General features: G+C 43.5%; 13 protein-coding genes. All 13 read right to left on the reverse strand.

The window, feature by feature from the left end:
* Positions 1 to 328 precede the first annotated feature (328 nt).
* Positions 329 to 1,846 carry a PKD-like family lipoprotein gene (locus tag DWW52_RS17395; protein ID WP_158582652.1) on the reverse strand — a complete coding sequence of 506 codons (1,518 nt, stop codon included), beginning with the start codon at positions 1,844 to 1,846 and terminating at the stop codon, positions 329 to 331.
* Between the two features lie 17 nt (positions 1,847 to 1,863).
* Complete coding sequence (locus DWW52_RS17400; RefSeq protein WP_118716760.1) at positions 1,864 to 2,559, reverse strand: DUF4843 domain-containing protein; 696 nt, start codon at positions 2,557 to 2,559, stop codon at positions 1,864 to 1,866.
* An 18-nt stretch (positions 2,560 to 2,577) separates the two neighbouring features.
* Positions 2,578 to 4,041 (reverse strand): RagB/SusD family nutrient uptake outer membrane protein, encoded by a 1,464-nt coding sequence (locus DWW52_RS17405; RefSeq protein WP_118716762.1) that lies wholly within the window; start codon positions 4,039 to 4,041, stop codon positions 2,578 to 2,580.
* Positions 4,042 to 4,060: 19 nt separating this feature from the next.
* A complete protein-coding gene (locus tag DWW52_RS17410; RefSeq protein WP_118716764.1) occupies positions 4,061 to 7,408 on the reverse strand; it encodes a SusC/RagA family TonB-linked outer membrane protein in 3,348 nt (1,115 codons plus the stop codon).
* A gap of 308 nt (positions 7,409 to 7,716) precedes the next feature.
* Entirely contained in the window at positions 7,717 to 8,877 is a 1,161-nt protein-coding gene (locus DWW52_RS17415) for a FecR family protein (RefSeq protein ID WP_118716766.1), read from the reverse strand.
* A gap of 83 nt (positions 8,878 to 8,960) precedes the next feature.
* On the reverse strand, positions 8,961 to 9,518 hold the full coding sequence (locus DWW52_RS17420) for an RNA polymerase sigma factor (protein WP_118716768.1): 558 nt from the start codon (positions 9,516 to 9,518) through the stop codon (positions 8,961 to 8,963).
* Between the two features lie 187 nt (positions 9,519 to 9,705).
* Complete coding sequence (locus DWW52_RS17425; RefSeq protein WP_118716770.1) at positions 9,706 to 12,000, reverse strand: Gldg family protein; 2,295 nt, start codon at positions 11,998 to 12,000, stop codon at positions 9,706 to 9,708.
* 18 nt (positions 12,001 to 12,018) lie between these two features.
* The gene (locus DWW52_RS17430; protein ID WP_118716772.1) at positions 12,019 to 12,939 is read right to left on the reverse strand and encodes an ABC transporter ATP-binding protein; all 921 of its coding nucleotides are present in this window, start codon (positions 12,937 to 12,939) and stop codon (positions 12,019 to 12,021) included.
* Between the two features lie 28 nt (positions 12,940 to 12,967).
* Positions 12,968 to 15,562: a zinc-dependent metalloprotease gene (locus tag DWW52_RS17435; RefSeq protein WP_118716774.1), complete on the reverse strand. Its 2,595-nt coding sequence runs from the start codon at positions 15,560 to 15,562 to the stop codon at positions 12,968 to 12,970.
* Between the two features lie 26 nt (positions 15,563 to 15,588).
* Positions 15,589 to 18,243: a zinc-dependent metalloprotease gene (locus tag DWW52_RS17440; RefSeq protein WP_118716776.1), complete on the reverse strand. Its 2,655-nt coding sequence runs from the start codon at positions 18,241 to 18,243 to the stop codon at positions 15,589 to 15,591.
* Between the two features lie 273 nt (positions 18,244 to 18,516).
* Complete coding sequence (locus DWW52_RS17445; RefSeq protein WP_118716778.1) at positions 18,517 to 20,058, reverse strand: PKD-like family lipoprotein; 1,542 nt, start codon at positions 20,056 to 20,058, stop codon at positions 18,517 to 18,519.
* A 16-nt stretch (positions 20,059 to 20,074) separates the two neighbouring features.
* Entirely contained in the window at positions 20,075 to 20,767 is a 693-nt protein-coding gene (locus tag DWW52_RS17450; protein WP_118716780.1) for a DUF4843 domain-containing protein, read from the reverse strand.
* A 16-nt stretch (positions 20,768 to 20,783) separates the two neighbouring features.
* Complete coding sequence (locus DWW52_RS17455) at positions 20,784 to 22,277, reverse strand: RagB/SusD family nutrient uptake outer membrane protein (protein WP_118716889.1); 1,494 nt, start codon at positions 22,275 to 22,277, stop codon at positions 20,784 to 20,786.
* Positions 22,278 to 22,285: the final 8 nt, after the last annotated feature.

Below are 22,285 nucleotides of genomic sequence, written 5' to 3' on the forward strand. Positions count from 1 at the left end.
ACATTACACAATAAACAAGGCTGTAAATATAGCGAATATTAGCGTTTGCCGGAGGGGTACTCTTCGAAAATTATTTAATTTACAAATAATATAACACACATTGTAAAATATATTATTCCTATGTAAACAAATTCTATATCGGTGATGAGAGAATTCTTATTCCTCATGTTTTGCTTTACCTGCTTACTCTGTAAAAATAATTTTGCTCAAACATACGAGGAGAAAACAAAGAGAAGAGTATCCAGATTTTACTCGATAAACACATTCGAGAAAAAATAAACAGGGACCGTGTAAAAATCTCACACGGTCCCAAACCACACATACACGTCTAATACATATAATTCATTAAACTACCATACTTATACATCACATCGACAATCTCTCCATAATTATTCTTTGCTTCATAAACAAGAACGGGTTCCTTTTTCGCCAGACTCGAATCCGTTATGTCATAAATATTAAATTTACCATTCTCCAAACCGACTGCAATTTGAGTATTATCCTTATTATAATAAATGGATTTTATTTTCACTCCCTCAAAACCGGCATATTCCGTGGGATTCAATCCTGTCAACCGATCATAATAATATAATTTATCATCCGATGTGAAAAACAAATAATTACGTTTAGGAAGAGCGACAATCTTGCTATCCGCCTTTAATAATGATCCTCCCACGAACTCCTTCTCATAAATATCATTCACTCGAACCATCATATAGGCATAAAGTTGGAAATCCTGAATATAATACTTCCCGGCATCAGATTTCAAAATCGTAATATAACCGGATGTTGCAAACTCCGATGAAACGTAATATCCACAATAGACCAAATCCTTATCCCCCAGGTTATCCAATGGTGTAAATCCGGGTTTATACCCCGTATAAGACACCGGAGAGATCTTGCCCGGCTGGTAGGAAGAAAAAGCATTCACCCAAAGGAATCGACGATTGTATCCATCATACATTAACACGTGATACGTGCTTTGGAAAAGAGACGGCACCACACGGGTCACACTTAAACTATCCTGCACGTAAACAGGTTCCTGACTGTAACGTCCAGTTTGAAAATTCTGTACATCTTCATTTTTACGACTATAAACATGTCCGTTCTCCGTCACTAAATAACTATTATCAAAAACATACAAAGCATCTGTAACTTTAAAGTCTTTAGGATATTTTTCATCTATAAATTCTTGTTTCACCGTTACGACTTTAGACAAAGAACTGCCATCCAATTCGACGCAATCACTTTTCTTATTTATCACTAATATCTGTCCCATCCGAGTATAGTCAAAACACCAATGTTCCACCATTTTCAACGGCTCCTGTCCCAAACTCTCTCCGGTATTCTCCTCGTACACGTTCGGGAATTCTTCATAAACAACTTTCGTTTCTCCATCCTCGGTCTCGTTTTTAAAACGGATACAAGATAATTCCGATTTCCCGTCCCGATTCGCCAGAATCAACCACCCCGTACCATAGGTAGGAGTAACTTTCAACTGGAATGGTGTCATATACTTCACGCCTTCAACCTCATTGACCACGTTAAAACTACAAAGCACGCTTCCCACACTCCCCGCATATTGTTCTATCAACAACACGCTATCCGTGGATATGATTTGTCCGTTGACATTCCACTCGTAACTGACAACCGGCTTGTTCCCGCCGGGATAAGTCACTGTCGGATTTATTTTTATCGTTTCGCCTAAACCCACGTAGTAAGTATACTCCAATCCGGAAACTTGCGGATCGCTCATCTGTTTATAATCGTAAGAACCTTTGTCCTCGTAACATCTCCCCAAGATAAAAGGAAGCACTGCTACCAATAGTATTTTTATTGATTTCATATACATCTTATTCTTGATTAACCAATTACCGGAACTTTCATTACTTCATTATTATCCTCGTCATAGATCGGTGGATTACCCGCATCAATATGTTTTTGTAGATAATACTTCAAGGCCAGAGCCCACGCCGTAATCTCGCTCGCACCCCTACCCGTTAGATCCGTCACGCCAGTCACTTGAATAAATAACTGAAACTTCTTGTCGGAATATTTACCCAAGTACGCTTTTTCAATTTTTGAATCCCACCAATCCGGTTTGCTGGCGATATTCGTCAACACGATTTTAGCTTTACCATGAGAGCTGACCCCCGGCGTGAAATTCTCGTTTTCCAGAATCTCGATCACAAGGTTCAATTTTTTCGTATCTAAATCATCACTTTTTATCACTTTCACGTACAGGGAATCTGTATCCCGGTTTACCCCAAACTTGAACGGCCCCTCCAATTTATAATTAGCCACATGAACCGTCGTTTCCTCGGATACAACCACAACCCGGTATTCTTTTGCCTCGCTTAACGGCAACCCGGATAAATCGACCTGTAAGGGAATTATTAACTCCGTTTCTCCCGGATGAAAAAAGAAGGAAACCATCGTGCTATCCTGATCAAAATTTTTAGAGAAAGAAAGGAAATTCCCTCCGTCATAAGTTTTAAATCCTTCCGTGCTGCAAGAAGCGAACATCAATAACAGAAATACACCTATAATATTTTTCATGAGTACGATATTTTAAAGTTAAAACGTAACGACATCACTCGCCGGAATGGGTAATGTAAACTTCTCTCCCAATTCTATCGTATGGGACCCGTCAATTACCGGATGATTCAAGCGTTTATACAGGAAAAACAACTGTCCTTCGGCCAAGTATTCCCGCCGGGCATCTTTTATAATCCGTTCAATATATTCCTCCTTCGTCAAATCTCTTGGTAAACGAGCTTTACATCCCCGTCCCAAACGAGCCTCATCCAGCCAATCAATAGCCTGCTCCCGATCCTGATCAAAAATACACTCTCCGGCAATATAGTAAATCTCGCTCAAACGGATCATCGGGATCAATGGGTTTTGCACGTTAAAAACTGAAGTATTAGCACTTTCCCGCCATTTGATTGATACACGCTGACCGGTAGTAGTACTAACCACCAGATAAGCTTTCCGGTAGTCATCCGCATCCCCGGCAAAAAGCCCGTCCAGCTCCTTGATTTCCATGAAACCACTCAAGCCTGAAGCATAATAATCTTTACACAATTCATTCATCTTGTTGTTGTAAAGAGAGAATATCAGGTCCACATGCGTTTTCTGATCTCTGGAATCCACGTTATCCATAGAAATATTATCCACGGGAGTGAAATTAAAGTACCCGCTATTCAATATTTCTCTCGCCTCCTCCAAAGCTAACTCCGGTTTCTGTGCATACTGGTATACACGGGCCAATAATGCCGTTATCGTATAATAATTCATCCGGGTTCCCCGATACGAGAAAAACATATCCGGACACCCCACGTAACTCCCCGGCTCCATTCTATACCAAGGAGTCTTAATGCCTGTAAGGCAAGGCTCTATCGTATCCACCGTTGCCAATAACTCTTTTCCCTTTTTCAAATCATTGATAACCAGATTTAAATAATCCTGAATATTTTTCTTTTCTCCTACAATCGTGGGATAGGTTTGGATATAAGCTAAATGTGACGTGTGATCGTCTTGCACCGGAGCCGGAGCAAACAGACGTAGCAGATCGAAATGAATCATTCCCCGCAAAGCATAGGCTTCCCCGGCAATCATATTTTTCTCGATATATTTGTAATCAAAAATATCTTCGTTCACCTCTTCAACCCGTTGTATTAAATTATTGCAATTCGCTATCGAATTATAGGCTTTGGACCAGATCGCATCAATAATTCCCGAACAACCGGCAGTCCCATACTCGTATGCCCCAGCATCTTTGTAGGCGGTTGATCTCAATCCATCCCATTCGTAATTCTGACCGATAACACTCATAAATCCCCAAGTCATCTCTCTCCCGTACACGGTACCTTCAGACAATTGCTGGTAAATTCCGTTCAACGCGGTTCGGTAACCCGTTCCCGTGGAGAAAAGATCATCCTCCTGCTTCTGATTCTTGGGATTCACGGTCAACCAATCGCTACATGCACTGGTCATGATAACAACCAATAGCACTAAACAATTTCTATATACTTTCATACATTATTTATTTATCACGTTAAAAACTCGCGTTCAATGTCACGTTGAAGGTTCGGGCAAACGGATAGGACAGCCCACGTTCCTGTTTCACTGTTGAGAAACGAGCCACATCTGTCATGTTAAACTGTAAACGCAACATACTGAACCCCCATTTCCGAATCATTTCCTGCTTGAAATCATATCCCAAAGTCAACGTATTTAACGATAACACGTTATAATCTTGCACGAAACGAGAAGTAGCCCGTGTCGTAACATCCCGATCTTTTATATTCTTCAAAGGGGTTACATCACCCAATTTCTGCCACCGGGCACTCATGACCCGTTTATCCACGTTATAATTATACACATCGGCATTTTCAACCTCGTTTACCAATGTATAATTATATCGTTGTCCCCCGAACTCGTAAAGGAAGGAGGTGTAAAGAGAAAAATTCTTGTAGGTCACGTTCAACCCGAAAGAACCTTGCACGTCAGGCTCAGAATTCCCGATAATCACCATTTCTGCTGGGTCCCAATCATAAGTAGCCGTCCCGTTCCGTTTCAAATAAAGCTCGTTACCATTGGCCGGGTCAATTCCCATGGATCGCATCCCGAAAATAGAAGTCAATGACCCACCGGGCTCATACTTCGTGATAACTTTCGAATAATCCCGATCCGTCACTTTTTCATTGAAATAGTCATTCACTTTCTCATTATAGGCGGCCAATTCATCCGTGATTTTCAAAATCTCGTTTTTATTATGAGCCAGATTAGCAAACACGGACAATAGGAAGTCGGGACGATTCACGATCATGCTCTTCACGTTTATCTCTATTCCCCGATTTACCACTTCGCCCATATTATCTTTGTAAGAGTTGAAACCGGAAGAACTCGGAAGAGACACATCCGTCACCAAATCAACAGTTTTCTTGTTATAATAAGAGAATTTAATATCCAACGCACCTCGGAAACTGGCGAAATCAAACCCTACATCCCACGTGTTCGTCTTTTCCCACTTCAAATTACGGTTTCCCAGATACCGGATAATAGCCCCATACCCGGTAGAATACCAATCCTGAGTATAAATATCGTACGTCGTCAGAGCCGAATAAGCCGGGAAATTCACTTTTCCTGTCTGTCCATATGACCCTCTGATCTTCAAAACTTCGATATAAGGAACATGCTCTTTCATAAAAGCATAATTATGCACGTTCACCCCTAATCCGGTAGACCAGAAGGGGGCAAATTTTTTATCGACACCAAACTCGGATGACCCATCCAAGCGGCAAGAGAGATCCATCAGGTAGATATAATCATACGTGTAATTTAGCAATCCCAGGAATCCGCATAACCGGGAAGAAGCTTCCGTCTCGCTAGGTTTACCCGTGATTTCATAAGCATACGTTGTTTCACTCATATCCTCCGACGGAAATCCCCGATAGGCCTCGGATTTACTGGAAGAATAATTATCCATCATGTTCAAGCCAACCGTGGCATTAATCCCGTGTTTACCGAACATCCGATTATACAGTATCGTGGCATTTAAATTCCAATTCACACTTTCACCTCTAGTCTGGGTCAATTCCCCTTTTTTAAAGTCCGTTACGAAATCATATTTCGTGGATCTCGGATCAGTGAAAACATCTGTTTTATTATCTTTCTTGGTAATACTGAACTCTCCTTTCAGTTGTAAACCGGTAAGAACATACCAATTCACACTCACATTGTCAATCAACTCCCGATAAGAACTCCGGTTATAAGAACGCAAGGTTGCCTCGTACAAGGGATTCAACAAATCGCTTGTATTCATTCCGTCGTGCCACGATTTAGTCGATTTCAGGTAATTCCCGAATTCATCCTTATACTCGTCATAAGGCAGTTTTTTGGTATAATCCCGGAAACTACCATAAGGAGATTCGTCCGATTTGACAACGTTATACGAAATATAGTTCTTTATTTGCAGACTCTTCAGTCGATAGTCCAAAGCAAACCCAGCTCCCATTCTCTTTCGTCCGGACTCCTTCATCACTCCTCCCTGGTCATCGTATTTCATATCCACGCCAAAACGCAAATCCTGAGATCCGCCTTCCAAGTATAAACTATGCTGATGCGTGAACACCGTTCGCAAAGGCTTGGACAACCAGTAAGTATCTACCCCACGCTGCACGTTATATAACTTGTCTTGATACTCTCTCTCTTTTACCAATTGTGTCGAGGTATTTTCAGAATCATAATAACCGGATAATTTCTCTGCTTCTAATTTCTCTCTTGCATTCATCAGGTTATAATCTGACAAATCAGGAGCCGTTATTCCTCCCGTAAAATTATACGAGAAGCGGATTTCTCCCGGTTTGGGAGCAACGGTCGTGATCACGATTACCCCGTTCGCGGCACGTGAACCATACATGGCCGTGGCCGCCGCATCTTTTAATATGGTAATTGACTCGATCCGATTCATATCAAAATCGTACACCTTTTCCACGGATATCTCGAACCCATCCATGATAAAAATCGGTAAATTCGGATTTCCTTGCAAAGAAGCCTTTGACAAATCGTTACGATCCAGATCTTTCACTCCGATACCGGAACGCCCCCGGATGTAGAACTCGGGTAAAGCATTGGGATCCGATCCCCATTCATTATTTTCCTGAACACGCAAAGAAGGATCAAATGTCTGTAATACCGTGATCAAATTCCGGGATGCCACTTTTAATAATTCATCTTTTTTCACAGTCACGGCATTTCCGGTAAAACTGGAACGATTAATATTCGCGTATCCCGTCACGACGACATCATCCATTTGTACCTCATCTTCTTCCAAATGCACGTCATACACCGTCTTGTTCGGCAATATACCGACCTCCTGTGTCTTCATTCCGACAAACGAAACCACGATAACCATACCTTTAGTCTCCGGCACGTTCAACACATAATTACCGTCCATATCGGTCGCGACACCCAAGGTCGTTCCCTTCACGCTCACGGTAGCCCCAACCAAGGGTTCATTCTTAGCCAAAGTCACTTTCCCCGTAAGTTTTATCATTTTCACAGGAGAAGGAGTTTCCCGAAGTGTAACGACAATCACTCCATCTTTATATTTATACCCTAACATCGTCCCCCCGAAACAACGATCCAAGACTTGTTTCACGGTCACTTGTTTCATCTCAAAGGTCTGGGGCTTTATTTGTTTGATTTCATCCAGATTATATAAAAAATCAACTCCTATCTTTTGAGTCAAATCCTTTAATATCTCTTTCATTTCCCATCCCTTGTATTCCACGTCTATTTTCTTCTGCGGATAATCCTGTGCCCACCCCGTCAACGAGAAAGCAAACATGAATAAAAGTACGGGAAGTAGCCTAACTACATTCTTCTTATTCTTTTTCATTATTATTGGTTTTATACATTTACCATATCATTTGAGGTAAATAACTCCCTGTATATCGTAAAAAACGATACACATACAATCAAGATGCTGGTTATTCAATTTATTTTCTATACTTTTGAAAGGTCTATAGTTCATCACCTGGTGATGAGCGATTTTAGCATGACCGGAGGCGCATCTCCGGTCTTCTAATATCCTATAGAAGACATCACATCATGTTCATTTTTGTCATCATTTTAGGTTTGTAATTAAATTTTGCATAGACATACCGCTCATTTCGTAATTTCACGCCGATTTAGTTACTCTATTAATTATTCTCTCCTTACGATCAAAATCACATCCTCTTGGATAATAAATTTCACTTTAGTTGTCATTTCCAAAAGCTCGAACGCTTTCGAGATATCATCATATTTAGGAAGAGCTCCGGAAAAACGAGTCTTTACTAATGTTGAATCCTCAAATTTAAAATCACGATCATACCAACGTGCTAATTTACGCACCACCCTATCCAATGGCTCCTCGTCAAACAGGAATAAATCCCCCATCCATGAAGTATAATAACGTACATCCACTTGCCGTACGTGCAATTCCCGATTCTCGATTTCAACCTGCTGATCAGGAACGATAACCATGGCACGCTCCCCGTTTCCAACACGCAATTTCCCGGAAGCTAAAGTCACTCGTGCCTGTTTTTCATTTGCATAGTTCATTATATCGAATGAGGTTCCAAGCACCTCAACTCGCAAATCGCCACTTTTTACTTCAAAAGGCATTTGCTCATCACGCTCTACCTCAAAAAATCCCTGGCCTTGCAATTCCACTTCTCGCCGTTTACCGGAAAAGCGGGTCGGGTATCTTAACGATGATTCGGAATTCAGCCACACGACACTTCCGTCCGGTAATATCACTTTATATTCACCGCCCTTTCCCACGTACAAAGTATGATACTCGATCTCATTCCCCTCCCCTTTTTCCGTATCATATATCAACGTGTTGGCCTCATTCCGTACCCCAGCCAATTCTATGTGGATATTTTTGTCTATATTCAATCGGACAGAATCACGCTGCCCGTCTACAAGTAGAGAAATTAAAGCAGATTTATGTACATCTTTGGGAGTTTCCCCAGATACATTCTCTTGTTCTTTCAACATAAAAAGAATCGAACACAAGGCAACAATTACAATCGCAGCGGCCACTGATGAATAACGTATTATCCGGCGACGATAACTCCGGGACTTTTTATCCATTTTTCTCTCCAGTTCCACCCAAGCCTCCTCCGAATCTTTTACAAGCGAGCTATTCCTGTGGTCATCCACAACAAAATTCAACTCGTTCTTTTGTTCGAACCAAGCCTGATTCTCCGGATTTTTTTGGACCCACGCATCGAGTTCTTTTCGCTCCTCTTCAGATATTTCTCCGGTAAATTGTTTCAAGAAAAGAGAGGATATATGTTTTACCGTTTTTTCTTCCATACCTAATTATTCTTCCGTTTCTATATATAAAACTAACGACTTTCGGAAACGGGTGATGTCAAGAAGAATAAAATATGCAATTCCTACCTTCCCAGCATGAAAATAAACCAACACAAAGGATATAAATCTTTCAATATTTCCTGCAATTGCTTTCGAGCTTTCAATCGCTGTGTTTTTACCGTATCTTCGGATATAGATAACTTCCGGGCAACTTCCGATACTTTTAAACCATCCACATAACTCAATTTAAACACTTCGCGACAACGTTCCGGTAGTTGTTCTACAGCCTGCACGACTTCCATATAAACTTCGGTCTCAATCCGATTTCTCAAATAATTATCCTCGTCCCACTCCTCTCTGGGCATCTCTCGCATCGTACGATTCACGTATTTTTTATGATTCACGAGAGTGATCGCCTGATTATAAACGGCCCTGAACAAAAATGCTTTCAAATGATTTGAATCGTTAAACCGGAGTTGTTTCTCCCACATGGCCATAAAAACATTGTCCACGATATCCTCTGCCTCTTCGGGTGACACCATCTTCATCACGAATACACACAACGGTTTGTGGTATGTTAAAAACATCTCTTGATAAAAACTTTTAGTCACGCCGATTTTTCCATTATCCTTAACACCCATAACAATTTATTGCCTTTGACAAAAGTAGGGTTTCACAGGAATATATCATTACTTTTCGACGGAATTAACAATTTTGAGCCTACAACAAAATAAAAAGGGCTATTCCACGAGACATGAAATAACCCTTTTAGTAAGAAAACTCACACAAAAAGACAAACACTATTATCTTCTAACGATCGAGACTGGTTTAACGTCCTCTTCGCCTGATCCAGATAAAGATAGCCCAGAATGCCAACGAGGCGGGCCAAACTCCCATCAAGATGATTTTCCAGAAATTCATCCATCCCATACTTACGCGGACTTTTTTATCCGGAGGTGTCGGACGGCGAACATCAACAGGAACTTCCTCGTGGGATAACCAGAAGAAAGAACCGGAGATCAGGGAATAGTTTGCTGCCGGCACATCTTTTCGACCAATACTGATCTCGCCGTTACTCAGACAGTCGGCATCCCCGAAGACCACGATACGCTGTTCCTTATCCCCGATCTTTCGGGATAAAGCCAATGCCGTGGGATAGGAACGTTCCACTTCTCCCGCCGCCGGATTAAACCGCACGGTATCATCGACAAAATCGGTAGTCTCCACCTCGTTCCAACTTCCCACCGTGTCGCTCACGAAAAGAGGGGTAATCGCAAAACCCTTATCCGCGGAATATTCCAATCCCGTACATCCCGGCATCGTGGCCACGTACTCTCGACGATACATCACGCCAAACGCATAAGCGATACTATCGGCCTCTTTCGTGGGACGGGCAATGATAAAGTCCGGCTGGAAATTGTCGCTCTGCTTCACCAACCTTCCCGGCATAAAACGTACCCCCAGTGATTCGACGATCGGGTTCATGACTTCCTGTCGACGAGGTTCTCCGGCAATAACCATGTTTCCTCCCCGGGCGATATAATCATCCAGATTCTTCTGTTCTTCCCCCGTTAAGGCAGACCTCATATCGGCAATAACAATAATGTCCACATTCTCAGGCACGGGTTTATCCAACGTGACCTCCGTGAAATCGAATCCTTGGTTAATCAAGGAATAGCGGAAAGGCTTATCCTGCGCGAAACGGTTATAATCCCGATCTCCTTCCCGGATACAATCCCGCTCTCCGTGTCCCTTCACGAAGCCCACTAATGGCAGTTCCATCACGAGACGTTTAAACGCTGCAGAAATTTCCGTCTCAAAGGGGAAACGCTGCATATCATCATATATCCTCAAAAACGTCTTCTCCCCGTTCTCCCGCTCCAACAAACGCACGAAACGATTTCCTTCCGGCTCCAGATCTACCAGCTTCTTCACCTCCTCGGGACGTAAAAACATATTGGAATCCAAATCCCATATTTCGGTTCGCTTCAGCATCCGTTCCCGATCGGAAAGATTCGGATAAGCCTTATCCAAATCCGGATTCTTCGCCTTATCGTAATAGTACACGTACTTCATCTTGATCTCAGGTTTGAATCTCAGGTAACGTTTAAAATGTCGCAGATCATTATTCCGATTACGGGGCAAACCGCTCCAATAATTCTCTTCAAGAATATTCACGAATGTCGTGATCGTCAAACCGCCATCCATCTGGCCGACAATATTCTGACTATTAGGAGTCAACGTCCTCAACTTCGTATTCGTCGCATCATAATAACACATCAGCTTCGGTCGGGATGTAAAATATCCCAATAGCATAGCTATCACGATGACTCCTATGTATTTGCTCGTCGTGGCCATCCACGTAGATTTCTGTCGCCGGGCTTGCAACCGGAGGATCGAAAGGAAAAGAAAAAGGGCGACCACGATAACAAAATAAAGCACGTCCTCGCTACATATCAATCCGTTGATAAACTCATCCGCCCGGCCGTTAATCGCTAGCCAGTAAGTGATATCCCGTACAAAATCAACATCCTGCCACATTCCCCCGACAAAATTCAACACGGCCAACACGGCCAAAGTACCCATAGCCGCCACCACTTGATAAGAGGTAATACTCGACATGAACAACCCGATCGCCGCATAAGCACATATCAACAAATAAAGCCCCAACAGCCCGGCAAGGACAGCGGGAATATCCGCTTCATAAATAGCGATCGCACTAAACAGCATGAACACGGATAATATCGCGATTAGCACCAACCCGTAGACCATCACCGAAAGGTATTTACCCAAGATAATCTGCGTATTCGTCACCGGAGAGGAATAAAGTAACTTGATCGACCCACTGCTCAGTTCCCGGCTCATTAATCCCATGGTCAACAGGGGAATGTACAGGTAAAGATATTGTTGCATGGCCGTAAACAAACCATTCCAGCCGCCAAAAACGGCCATAGTTGCATTATAAAGCCCATAGCCTAACGATTGACTTCGTACCTGGCCACCCATGGTATTTGAAAACACCATACTCGCCTGAAAAGTGAACACGATTAAAATTAACCAAGCCACCGGGGAGTAAAATAGGGTTTGTAATTCCGTACGGGCTATTTTATATATTGTCTTCATCTCATCATTATTTATAAATTACTTTTTCGATAATTCGGCAAAAATCGTATCCAGCGAACTTCTCTCCAACCGGATTTCCGTCAAACGCCATCCCTTGGTCACGCTGGCTTCAACCAAACGCTCGGTCGCCTCAAGAGCATCCGAAAAATGTACCCGGTATTTTGAGCCACCCAGTTCAACAGCATCCACTACACCCGGAATCAATTTAATTTCTTCGGCAGAAGGTGCGGCAATCAAAGAAACAAACAACGTGGTCGGAAGGATATAATTATCGAACTCGTCGACCGTCCCTTCGAAAACCAACTTTCCCTCCTCGATCATCCGGATATAATCGCAAGTAGCTTGCACCTCCGACAATATATGCGTGGAAAGAATGACCGTCCGGTCTTCCGCAATCTCCTTGATCAATTCCCGGATTTCTACAATCTGATTCGGGTCGAGTCCGTTGGTCGGTTCATCCAGCACCACGAAGGCCGGGTTATGAATAATAGCTTGGGCTATACCCAATCGCTGCTGGTAGCCCCCGGACAGGTTACGAATCAGACGTCGGCTGAAATGTGATATGCCGCAACGTCCCATGACATCCCGTACCGCCCGATCCACCTCACCGGAAGGCATCAGACGCATATTCGCACAATGAACCAGATATTCTTCCACGGTCAAGTCCATGTGCAAGGGTGGTTTCTGGGGTAAAAAACCGATATGTTTTTTCGCTTCCACGGGATGCGTGCGCAAATCCACACCCTTGATATAGACATTCCCTTCAGTCTGTTTCAACACGCCACAAATAATATTCATGGTGGTCGACTTCCCGGCCCCGTTCGAACCCAGCAAGCCATAAATCCCGTGCCGGGTGATTTCAAAGTTAATATCCCGCACGGCCCATTGAATACTATAACGATGAGATAAATTTTCTACTTTTACAATTGATTCTTTCATATATCTAATTTTAAACGGTTTACCCCGTCTATTTATTATCTAACATTTGTTTGATCTTGAATAACAGATATTCATAATGCAATTTCGTATCACCCGAACTCCGCAGCACGGCTCCTTTCAACAAATCCTGAACCCGGAAAAGCATATTGAAATAATAGTTTACCGGCACGTAATCACCCGGCATGACCACCTGCATCGAGGGATAAAATCCACTCTGCTCTTCCGGAGTCTTTACCACAGCCTTCCAATTACCCCGTTCCCGCAATACCGGTAATTGATTTCGATTGATCGTAAATTCAGAGATTTGTTCATCCGTCAACCCGGTGATTCCCCTACGAGGGGTGAAATTCCCTGCCGCCGTCGCGATCGTGGAAGAAGCCACAACGCTTCCCAGAAAGTCATGCTGCAAATCCATCTCGTACTTTTGCAACGGGCGATTTTTTATTGTTCCTTCCCACACGTTCTGATAGATATCTTCCACGTATTCTTGTGTCGGATACCCGCTCCCTTTCTCGGCTCCCAACGCCACGTATTTTAGTCGGAAGGTCAATGTTCCCAGTATAAAATTACGAATCTGATCAACAGACGAATTACGGATTTCCAACTGCCGTTCCACTTCTTGATTTTCCAGCCATGAAAGGTTCTTCGCCAAATCGACCATATATTTCAACGCCGCTTTCTGCACATTCCGGGGAACGGGTACATAACTGGGTTTGCCTTCCGATGAATATGCTTCCAATTGATAAAAACCTCCCAGATTCACGGACAAATCATTGATCCGTTTTTGCAGTTGATATCTTAACCCGTTGTATATCTGGCTGCGGATAGACAAATCCTCATCTCCCTCCGCATACCACGAGTAGAAATTCTGCACGGCAAGTTTCAGATTATTAATCGCGTATTGTAACGCTTTCAGGTGATCATCACCCAAATCCCCAGCAAAAGACGTGGGATCATAGTAATAATAAGGCATTTTCCCGAAACGATAATTCGGGTTATCCCGTCCCTCTCTGATCCAACAATCCAGCGTAGCAAGCTCATCTTTAAAACTCACGGCTTCGGGAATAGGCGCATACAACCATTTAATCACGTAATGATCATATTCACCCAAACCGCCCGGCGTCATGCGTACACCTTTCTCTACATCGCCCGGCTGGGCTATATAATTACAAGGCACATGATCCATTACCGACGGGCTTAAACCATATTGCCGGGTAAACGACGGGGAGCGCAGGGAATCAACAGAGTAAGCCCCGGATGCGCCTGCATTATAAACCAGTCCTAAATTGATCCCGATTTCCCGCATGATCTCTGCCCGCACGAGTTCCCCGATCATCTGTTCGGAAAACCGATTCGTGCGCACACCGGGATCGGCTGCCATTGTCGTCATGATCCGATCGGTCTTTAATCCGGAAACCATCCCGTCATACACGTAAAGCGAAGCATTCAGTATCTCTCCCGTACGGGGATCAACGTGCATCGTGCTTTGCATATCCAACCACAGGGGAGCGTAACGAATGGTTGAATATTTGATATTATTCGCATTAAAATCCGGATCATTTCTCGGAAAATCCACCACTTGTACCACATTTTTAAACCCTATTTTCTCGAAAGCCGCATTCCAAGCCTCCGCACCTTCCCGGATATAAGATTTCCATTCCCGGGGCATTAAGGTATCCATGTAAAACACGATCGGCTTTTTCACCTCGACCAAATCCCCCTGACGAAAAGCGATTTCATCCACGGGTTCCAACCGCCACCGTTGCGTGTAGAATGTAGATTCCAATCCTTTTCGATCATGCTTGAAATGAGCGACTTTCATAAAAGACACCCCCAAACGAGGATCGGCAACCCGGGGACGCATCGGTTCTTCCGGCAACAACATCAACATTTTATTCGCCGTCACGGACACTTTTACATCTCCGGGTACCACTTTAAAAGCCCCGAACAAATATTGATTCATCAGGAAACCGAGTTCACAGGTTATCATGATATTATTATCAAAAGCATTCACGTCTTTCAAAAACGAACGTTCCTTTTTATACTCGTGATCGCGGGTGATATACCCGAAAAACGAATTCCCGGCATACGGGGAGAAAGGCGTCGTGTACGGGGAATACTCCATGAATAAAGAAGTCATATCTACCACAACAGCCGTGCTGTCCGGGGTATAAGCCTCTATTTTAAAAGAAGTATAAACACCCCCGGCATTCGAACGGGCTATTGCCGGGTTCAAGTTTGTCTCCGCACTATTATTTAATGGTTTATCCATCAGGAATAATCTTGCCTGTAATGTCGAATCCAGCCGGGTAAAACAGAAAGGCAGCGAATACCCGGCAAACTGACCGACAACCCCTTCTCCATTGTCACTGATGTCCTCGATTGAGGAAGTCAACATCATATCTTTTCCCAGCAAGGACAACGGGAACTCGACAAGCACTTTTTCCCCGACTTTGTGTACCGTCATCAAACCTTTCACGGTTTTTGCTTGTTTTCCGCTAAAAAGCTTCTCGTAGGGAGTTTGAGTTTCTTTCTTTACCTCCTTTTTCTTTCTCGCTTGCACCTGCCCCGAAAGTCCAATCATGAAAAAAGAAATAAAACAGATATATAATATATTTTTCATACCTAATAATTTACAATAAATCCGAACTACTTCAACGCCTGTTCAATCTTGTACAACAGCAAACGATAGTGCTGACGGGTATCCTCCGCCCCCGTATTCTCCTTACTCTTCAACAACGACTGAATCTTTTTCAGCATATCAAAATACAAGTGATCCAAAGGTTCTATTACCATATTGGAGTTCACATTTACCCAGTAACCGAAGCCCTGACGCTGCAAGACGCTTTCCGGCAAATGCCCCACAACGGGAGCATTCCCGCAAGATTCCAATTGTTCCGCATTCGTAAAACGTCCCATGATTTCTGCCGGAAGCACACCGTAACGTTCCCTGCTTTTCATTTTCACTTGTTCCGGAACATCCACCATCCGGCAGACATCCGTGATCGTCAACGGGCTTCCCGACATTCCCTTCTTTCCTAAACCGGAAAAAAGAAGTATCTGTCTCAATAACTCCATTTGCATCTTTTTCTCTTGTACCGTCAGCGTTTTCCCCTTTCGGGTCGGGGCAAAAACGTAATCCTGCACATCCTTTAAAAATTCTTTCGTCGTGTAAGTATCCTTATTATTGTCCTTTGCCGCGGCCAAGGCGACAGACCAAGAACGGGACATCAACGCTCCGAATATTTTCTCCTCCAATTCGGTAGAAATATCACTCATTAAAGGAAACTTCTGTTGTAATTCAGGCGCGTTCAACCACGCCAGATCACGTACCTGTCCCAGCAAGAAATCAAATGCGCTTTTCTGTTTTTCTTTCGGGACCACCGAGTAACTCGGCAACAGATCCCCGTCATAACGTTCATTCAAGTAAAGTCCCCCGATATTCAACAAGACATGGTTCACGTAACGTACATACTGGTAAATAATCTCGTTATACATGTTTTGACGGAAAGTATAATCCGGATCATCCTCACCGACCCAATCATTCATATTTGCCAACACGTATTTCAGATTTCTGATCCCGTAAGTAGCTGATTTTACAGCATCATCACCCAAATCTTCCTCTAAAGAACTCGGATCAAGTTTCCCGTTTATTTGTTGTTTCCCATAACGATAGACCGGATTCCCGGAAGTCTCCGTAATCCAACGATTCAACACGGGAACCTCCTCTCCCGCCGTTTTCGCATCCAACAAAGGAGTATACAGCCATTTAATCGTGAACAAATCATACTCACCCAAATCCGGCGGAGTTAATTTTACACCCCGCTCTTTATCGCCGGGCTGGGCCACGTAATTGTTACGGGCATAATCCATAATAGAATAAGTCGTTCCATACTTCCGCGTGAAAGAGGGGGAACGCAACGAATCGGTCGGAATTGCCGCCGAACCCGACATATTATGCATCAAGGCCAGACAATGACCGATCTCGTGTGAAACCACGTAACGAATACAATTACCTAAAGTCTCTTCATCAAAAATAACTTTTCTAACCTCCGGGTCTGCGGGAGAAGTCTGCAAAAAACGCCAGTCCTGAACCAACTGTACCAGATTATGATACAGATAAACCGAAGCATTCAGAATCTCCCCGGTTCTTGGGTCCGTCCACGAAGGTCCCATGGCATTCGCCACCCAGGAAGGAGAATAACGCACGCAAGAGTACTTCACGTTATCCGGATCAAATTCGGGATCATCCGTCGGGAAATCCCTAGCCACGATCGCATTCTTGAAACCAATTTTTTCAAAAGCAGCCTGCCACTCTTCAACTCCCGTCTTTATATATTTTTTCCAACTTTCCGGAAAAGCATGATCCACGTAGAAGATGATAGGCACTTTCGGCTCTACCAGCTTCCCGGCCCGATAAGCAGCCTCATCCGCAGGTTCCAAACGCCAGCGCTGAGCATAATAAATAGTCTTCAATCCCGTATCCCCATTTCTGAAATCGGACAATTCCTGATAGAATATCCCGATCCGGGGATCAGCCATTCTCGGCCTCATCGGTTCTTCCGGCAACAAAATAAAACTCCGGGTCATCAAAGAAGTAAACGGCATTTTATACACGTAATAATAACTCCCGTCTCGCACGTTTACCTCGTAACTTAAAGAAGTTTGCACGCTCACGTTATCCGCAAAAGCTTTCACCTTCCCCAGTTGAGACTTATCTTTCTTAAAATCTTTAACGAGCCACCACCCACCCCAAGTTATCGGGGCATAAGCGGAAAAAGGACTTAATTGTTCATCATCCGTCAAGAAAAATTCGGTCATGTCAAACACGACAGCCGTACTATCAGGCGAATAAGCTAACACCCCACTATTATACATCACGGCAGGTTTCATACTCTCCTGAATCCGGTGGGCAACATTCTCCAATTCCGTCGTGTAAGCATGATTCACTTGTCGTAAACTAATAATCGTATCCGTTTTCGTAAACTGCACGCACAAGGGTTCTGTCGGTTTCTCTCCCACGCTACCAAATAGATTATTTGTCGTTTCCGTGATCGTGGACCCCAGCAACATATCTTTTCCTAACACCCCCAACGGAATTTCAAAATACACCTTCCCATCCATCTTGTGAATAGTAAATAATCCCTTAACCGTCTCGTGGGCCTTATTCTTAAATAACTTTTGATAAGGCGTTTCTTTCTCCGCCTTTTCCGTTTTCTTCTTTTTTCTCGCATATCCCTCCTGTTCGAAACAGGTCACCAAAAGAACAGGGATTAAGAAAAAAATCACAGACAATTTCCTCATAATTAACTCATTTTAAATTTACACAAAACATCAAACTCCCAAATTATAGACAAAGAACATCTAGGAGACTGTGCAAAAAGTCCACATTCAAACTCCCTCCCGGCTTCGCCGTACTCCCTCTATAAACAGAGGGAGAGCTAAGTTACTCACAGTCTTCGAAAAGAGTCACCAGCTCCTCCTCTGTTTATAGAGGAGGTGGCGGCGAAGCCGACGGAGGAGTTTATTGAACTTTTAACACAGCCTATTAGCTATCAAATTATTAAAATCAACTTATCAATACCGACCGAACGCCCAATTATACGAACCTCCCCACTTCCATTCGACATCCACGATCTTTCCTAACCCGGAAACAGAGAACAACAATCCTTTCTCTCCCGGATTATCATCGGCCAAAACTTCGGTACTTAGTTTATAGATATAGAAATTACCGTCATCCAAAGCTACCCCGATACCTCCGGCATCTGCATCCTGCAAAATCTCGACAATATTACCGGTCGTGTAACTCGTAAACAGTTTCACTCTCTTCGTGTTCACATCATAGAAATACAAGCGATTTCCTTCTCCCATAAACAAATAAGAGCTATTCCGTATCCGGAAATACACCGTGTTATCAGAGATCACGTCACTCCCCGCGAAAACCTCCTGCGTGCAATTCATGATATTAAAATCAATCCAACTATCCATCTCCATATTCTGGTATAGATATTTACCGGTACTCTCCTCTTTCAACATAGCCATCAATCCGCTACCATCCCCGTAATCCCCCAGATACAACACTTTATAACCGGTCAGATCGTAAAATTTCACCACATCCGGCTCATCCGGGGTATAGATAAAGTTCAGCGGCCCGCTATCACTATTACTGTTGAAACTTGTAATACGTCCCACGATCCGGCTATTTCCCTCGTCATACATTAACACCGCCCCACAAGCTTTCGTATCCAAATCAAACAACTTGGTGATTTTCCCTCCATCCTGCGCACCTTCAAAATAAAGCGGGATATCAATAAAAGCGGATACATGTTGCGTTTCAGAACCGACATTTCGTCTCCAATATACTTCCCCGCCAGCACTCAACACGAAATCGTGCCAACCGCCATTCCGCACGTCAACAGGCTCAACGCCTGCCGGGTATGCCGCTCCCGGAAATTCTTCATGCAAGGCCGCCACTTTTTGAAAATCCGCCCCGCTCAGATAATAACATCCCCCGGTTCTTTGCACCACCATCACTTCATCTTCCTCCCCGCCCGTCATCACGTTTTCCAATTTTATCGGTCCCGTTCCCAAAGCATTACCCGGATAGAGGTCCGCGTAAATATCCGGATAAGCCACCCATTCATAATGGGTTTTCTTGTCCTCATCCTGCCAACTATCCCGCCGGATATAACTTAAACTCGTGCGATTATCTTTTTCCGACAAGATAAGCCACCCCACTTTATAGGGAGATTGAACCTCTATTGCCGTGTGACTCGCATGAGCCACGATCCCGGTCTTCTGATCCGTCATATAGAAATTCACATCAAACTGACCGCAACCCGTGGGAATATATTCAAAATTCCGCTCTGTAGAAACGACATTCCCCAACCCCATTTCCCAACGGTAATCAAAAGACAACGTATCCCGATCGGGGTATTTCCAGGTCATCTTAGGCACGATACGCACCGTATCGCCCAAAATTATATTCTTCTTTGTCAAAGAAGTTACCACATCTAACGTAACCTCATTATAATCAATCAGACTATATTTACCTTTATCTTCATAACACGCGTTCAACAAAAAACACGTGAACAAAGAGTATAATATCCATTTTCTCATAATCGTTTCGTTTAAATTATCCGACTTCTATCTCCACGGTCATTTCCGTTCCGTCATCCTCGCGCACCATTTCATCCGCATCTTTCTTTTTCTGCAAATAGTGCTTGAACATGATCGAGTAATAACGAAGTTCTTCGATATTATCGCTATCAATATCTGCCTTTCCGGTTTCCTGGATAAAAAGCCTATATTTTTTATCCGAATACACACCCAGATAATAAGAGGTCACGTTATCCGTCCACCAGTTGGGCTTAGCTATCACGTTAGAAACATAAATGATCGCTTCCCGGCACTCGGTCTGTCCCAATTGAAAATGATCCGTAGGCTCCAATCGTAACATCAGTTTCAAAGCTTTTGTCGATATTTCCGGGGTTTTAATAAATGTGATTTTACACGTATCGCACACCTTTCCCGATTTTATCGAAAACTTATCCGGCAATCTGTAATTGGCCGTCGTGGCACTCGTGTTCTCCTCGTCAACCGTGATCTTATATTCCACTTCCTGACCGGAAGGGATTCCGATAACCTCCACAACCACGGGAAACTCCAACTCGTTGTCATTCGGGTAAGCCAGAAACGAACAAACCGATGAATCCGTCACCAATTTCACGAATTGAAGGTAATTATGACTACTATATGTTTTGATATCATCCTTCGAACAAGCTCCCAGAACAATCATAAATCCCAAAAACAAATATATTTTTCTCATAGCTATTCGATTTAAATTATTGATATGCCGTTTCACTGTACGGGATTGGAACTACCCATTTCTCAGGGGTCATCTTGATACCCTCACGTCCGTTAAATATATCCCGGTTCAAACGTTTAAACATGAAAAACGTCTGCCCCTCCGTCAACGTTTCCCGGATAATATCATATTCCAGCTTCAACCTCAAATCGGTAACCGTCATATCTGCCGTTAACTTCGTTTTTGCCCCACGGCTTGTCCGCAAAGAATTAAACAACTCGATTGCTTCCGTTTTCCTGTTTTTGTTCAATAAATATTCGATCTGGATATGGTACATCTCGGAAGCCCGGATCACGGGCAATAACGGTAACTGGTCCAGCACCTCTGAAAAAGTTGCCCCGGAAAAACGTAACCACGTCGCATACCGCTGAGACCCGTACGTCAAAGTTGTTTTATTATAGAATCCCGTGTACCGGTAATCATCCAAGTCTCCGGCAAAAAGGATATCCATATTTTTCATCCGTAAAGAATACGTGTACCCCTTCAAAATATTCTCCACTTGGTCCACCACGTCGTTATTCGAGAAGCAAAGGAAGAGTTCATTATAGCGTTTCGGATAAAGGAAATTAATATTGGAAACACTTCCCTGATTCGAGTTCGATGTCCAACGGAACCACCGCTGGTGGTATTTGTACGCCACCACCGCATTCGTATAAGCATTCTCGTCATCTCCTTTATACATATATATCCGGGCAAGCAACGCGTTGACCGCAAAATAATTCATGCGACACGCCCGGTACAGGAAAAAATCATCCGGAGAATTTGATAAACTTCGATTTATACTCCTCACCCGGGAATAAATACTCGTGTTTTGTCTGCGATTAAACACCGTATCCACCACGGCTAACAAACTCTGGGCCCGGGTCATATCGGTGATAATCGAATCCATCACGGCCGGAGACGTCTGGTATTGAGGTTGCAGGTCCGGGTACTTCGTCACGTAAGGAATTGCCCTTCCCGTATGGTTCATCACCGGTGCCGGACAGAACAAACGGAACAATTCAAAATGCATCAGCGAACGCAAGCCATACATTTCTCCCAGAATCATATCTTTCTCCATCTTTCCCTCCCCGAAGAAACTTGTGTCCTTAGTCACGACATGCTGAATAATATCGTTACAACTGGCGATCACGTTATAAGCCTTGGACCATATCCTCTCGGCAAAGCTCTGCGCATCGGCACTCTCCCAGTTAAACGCAGCCGCTTCATACAAGCCGTAAGGTAAATATGAAGTTCCGTTGGATTGATAATTGTGCCCGATAGCACTTGCGAAACCCCAAGTCAGATTCTGACCGTACAAATCCATTGAAGAAAGATTCCGATACACCCCGTTCACCGCCATTCGCACCCCTTTATAGTCCCCGTAAATCTCGTTCTGCAGTAATTCATTATCAGCCGAGACATCCAGAAAATCATTACAGGATATCAACCAGAAGGCCGGCAACAAAAATATTAAATATAACTTTCTCATATTCTTCA

Source organism: Odoribacter sp. AF15-53 (assembly GCF_003479425.1).
Lineage (GTDB): Bacteria > Bacteroidota > Bacteroidia > Bacteroidales > Marinifilaceae > Butyricimonas.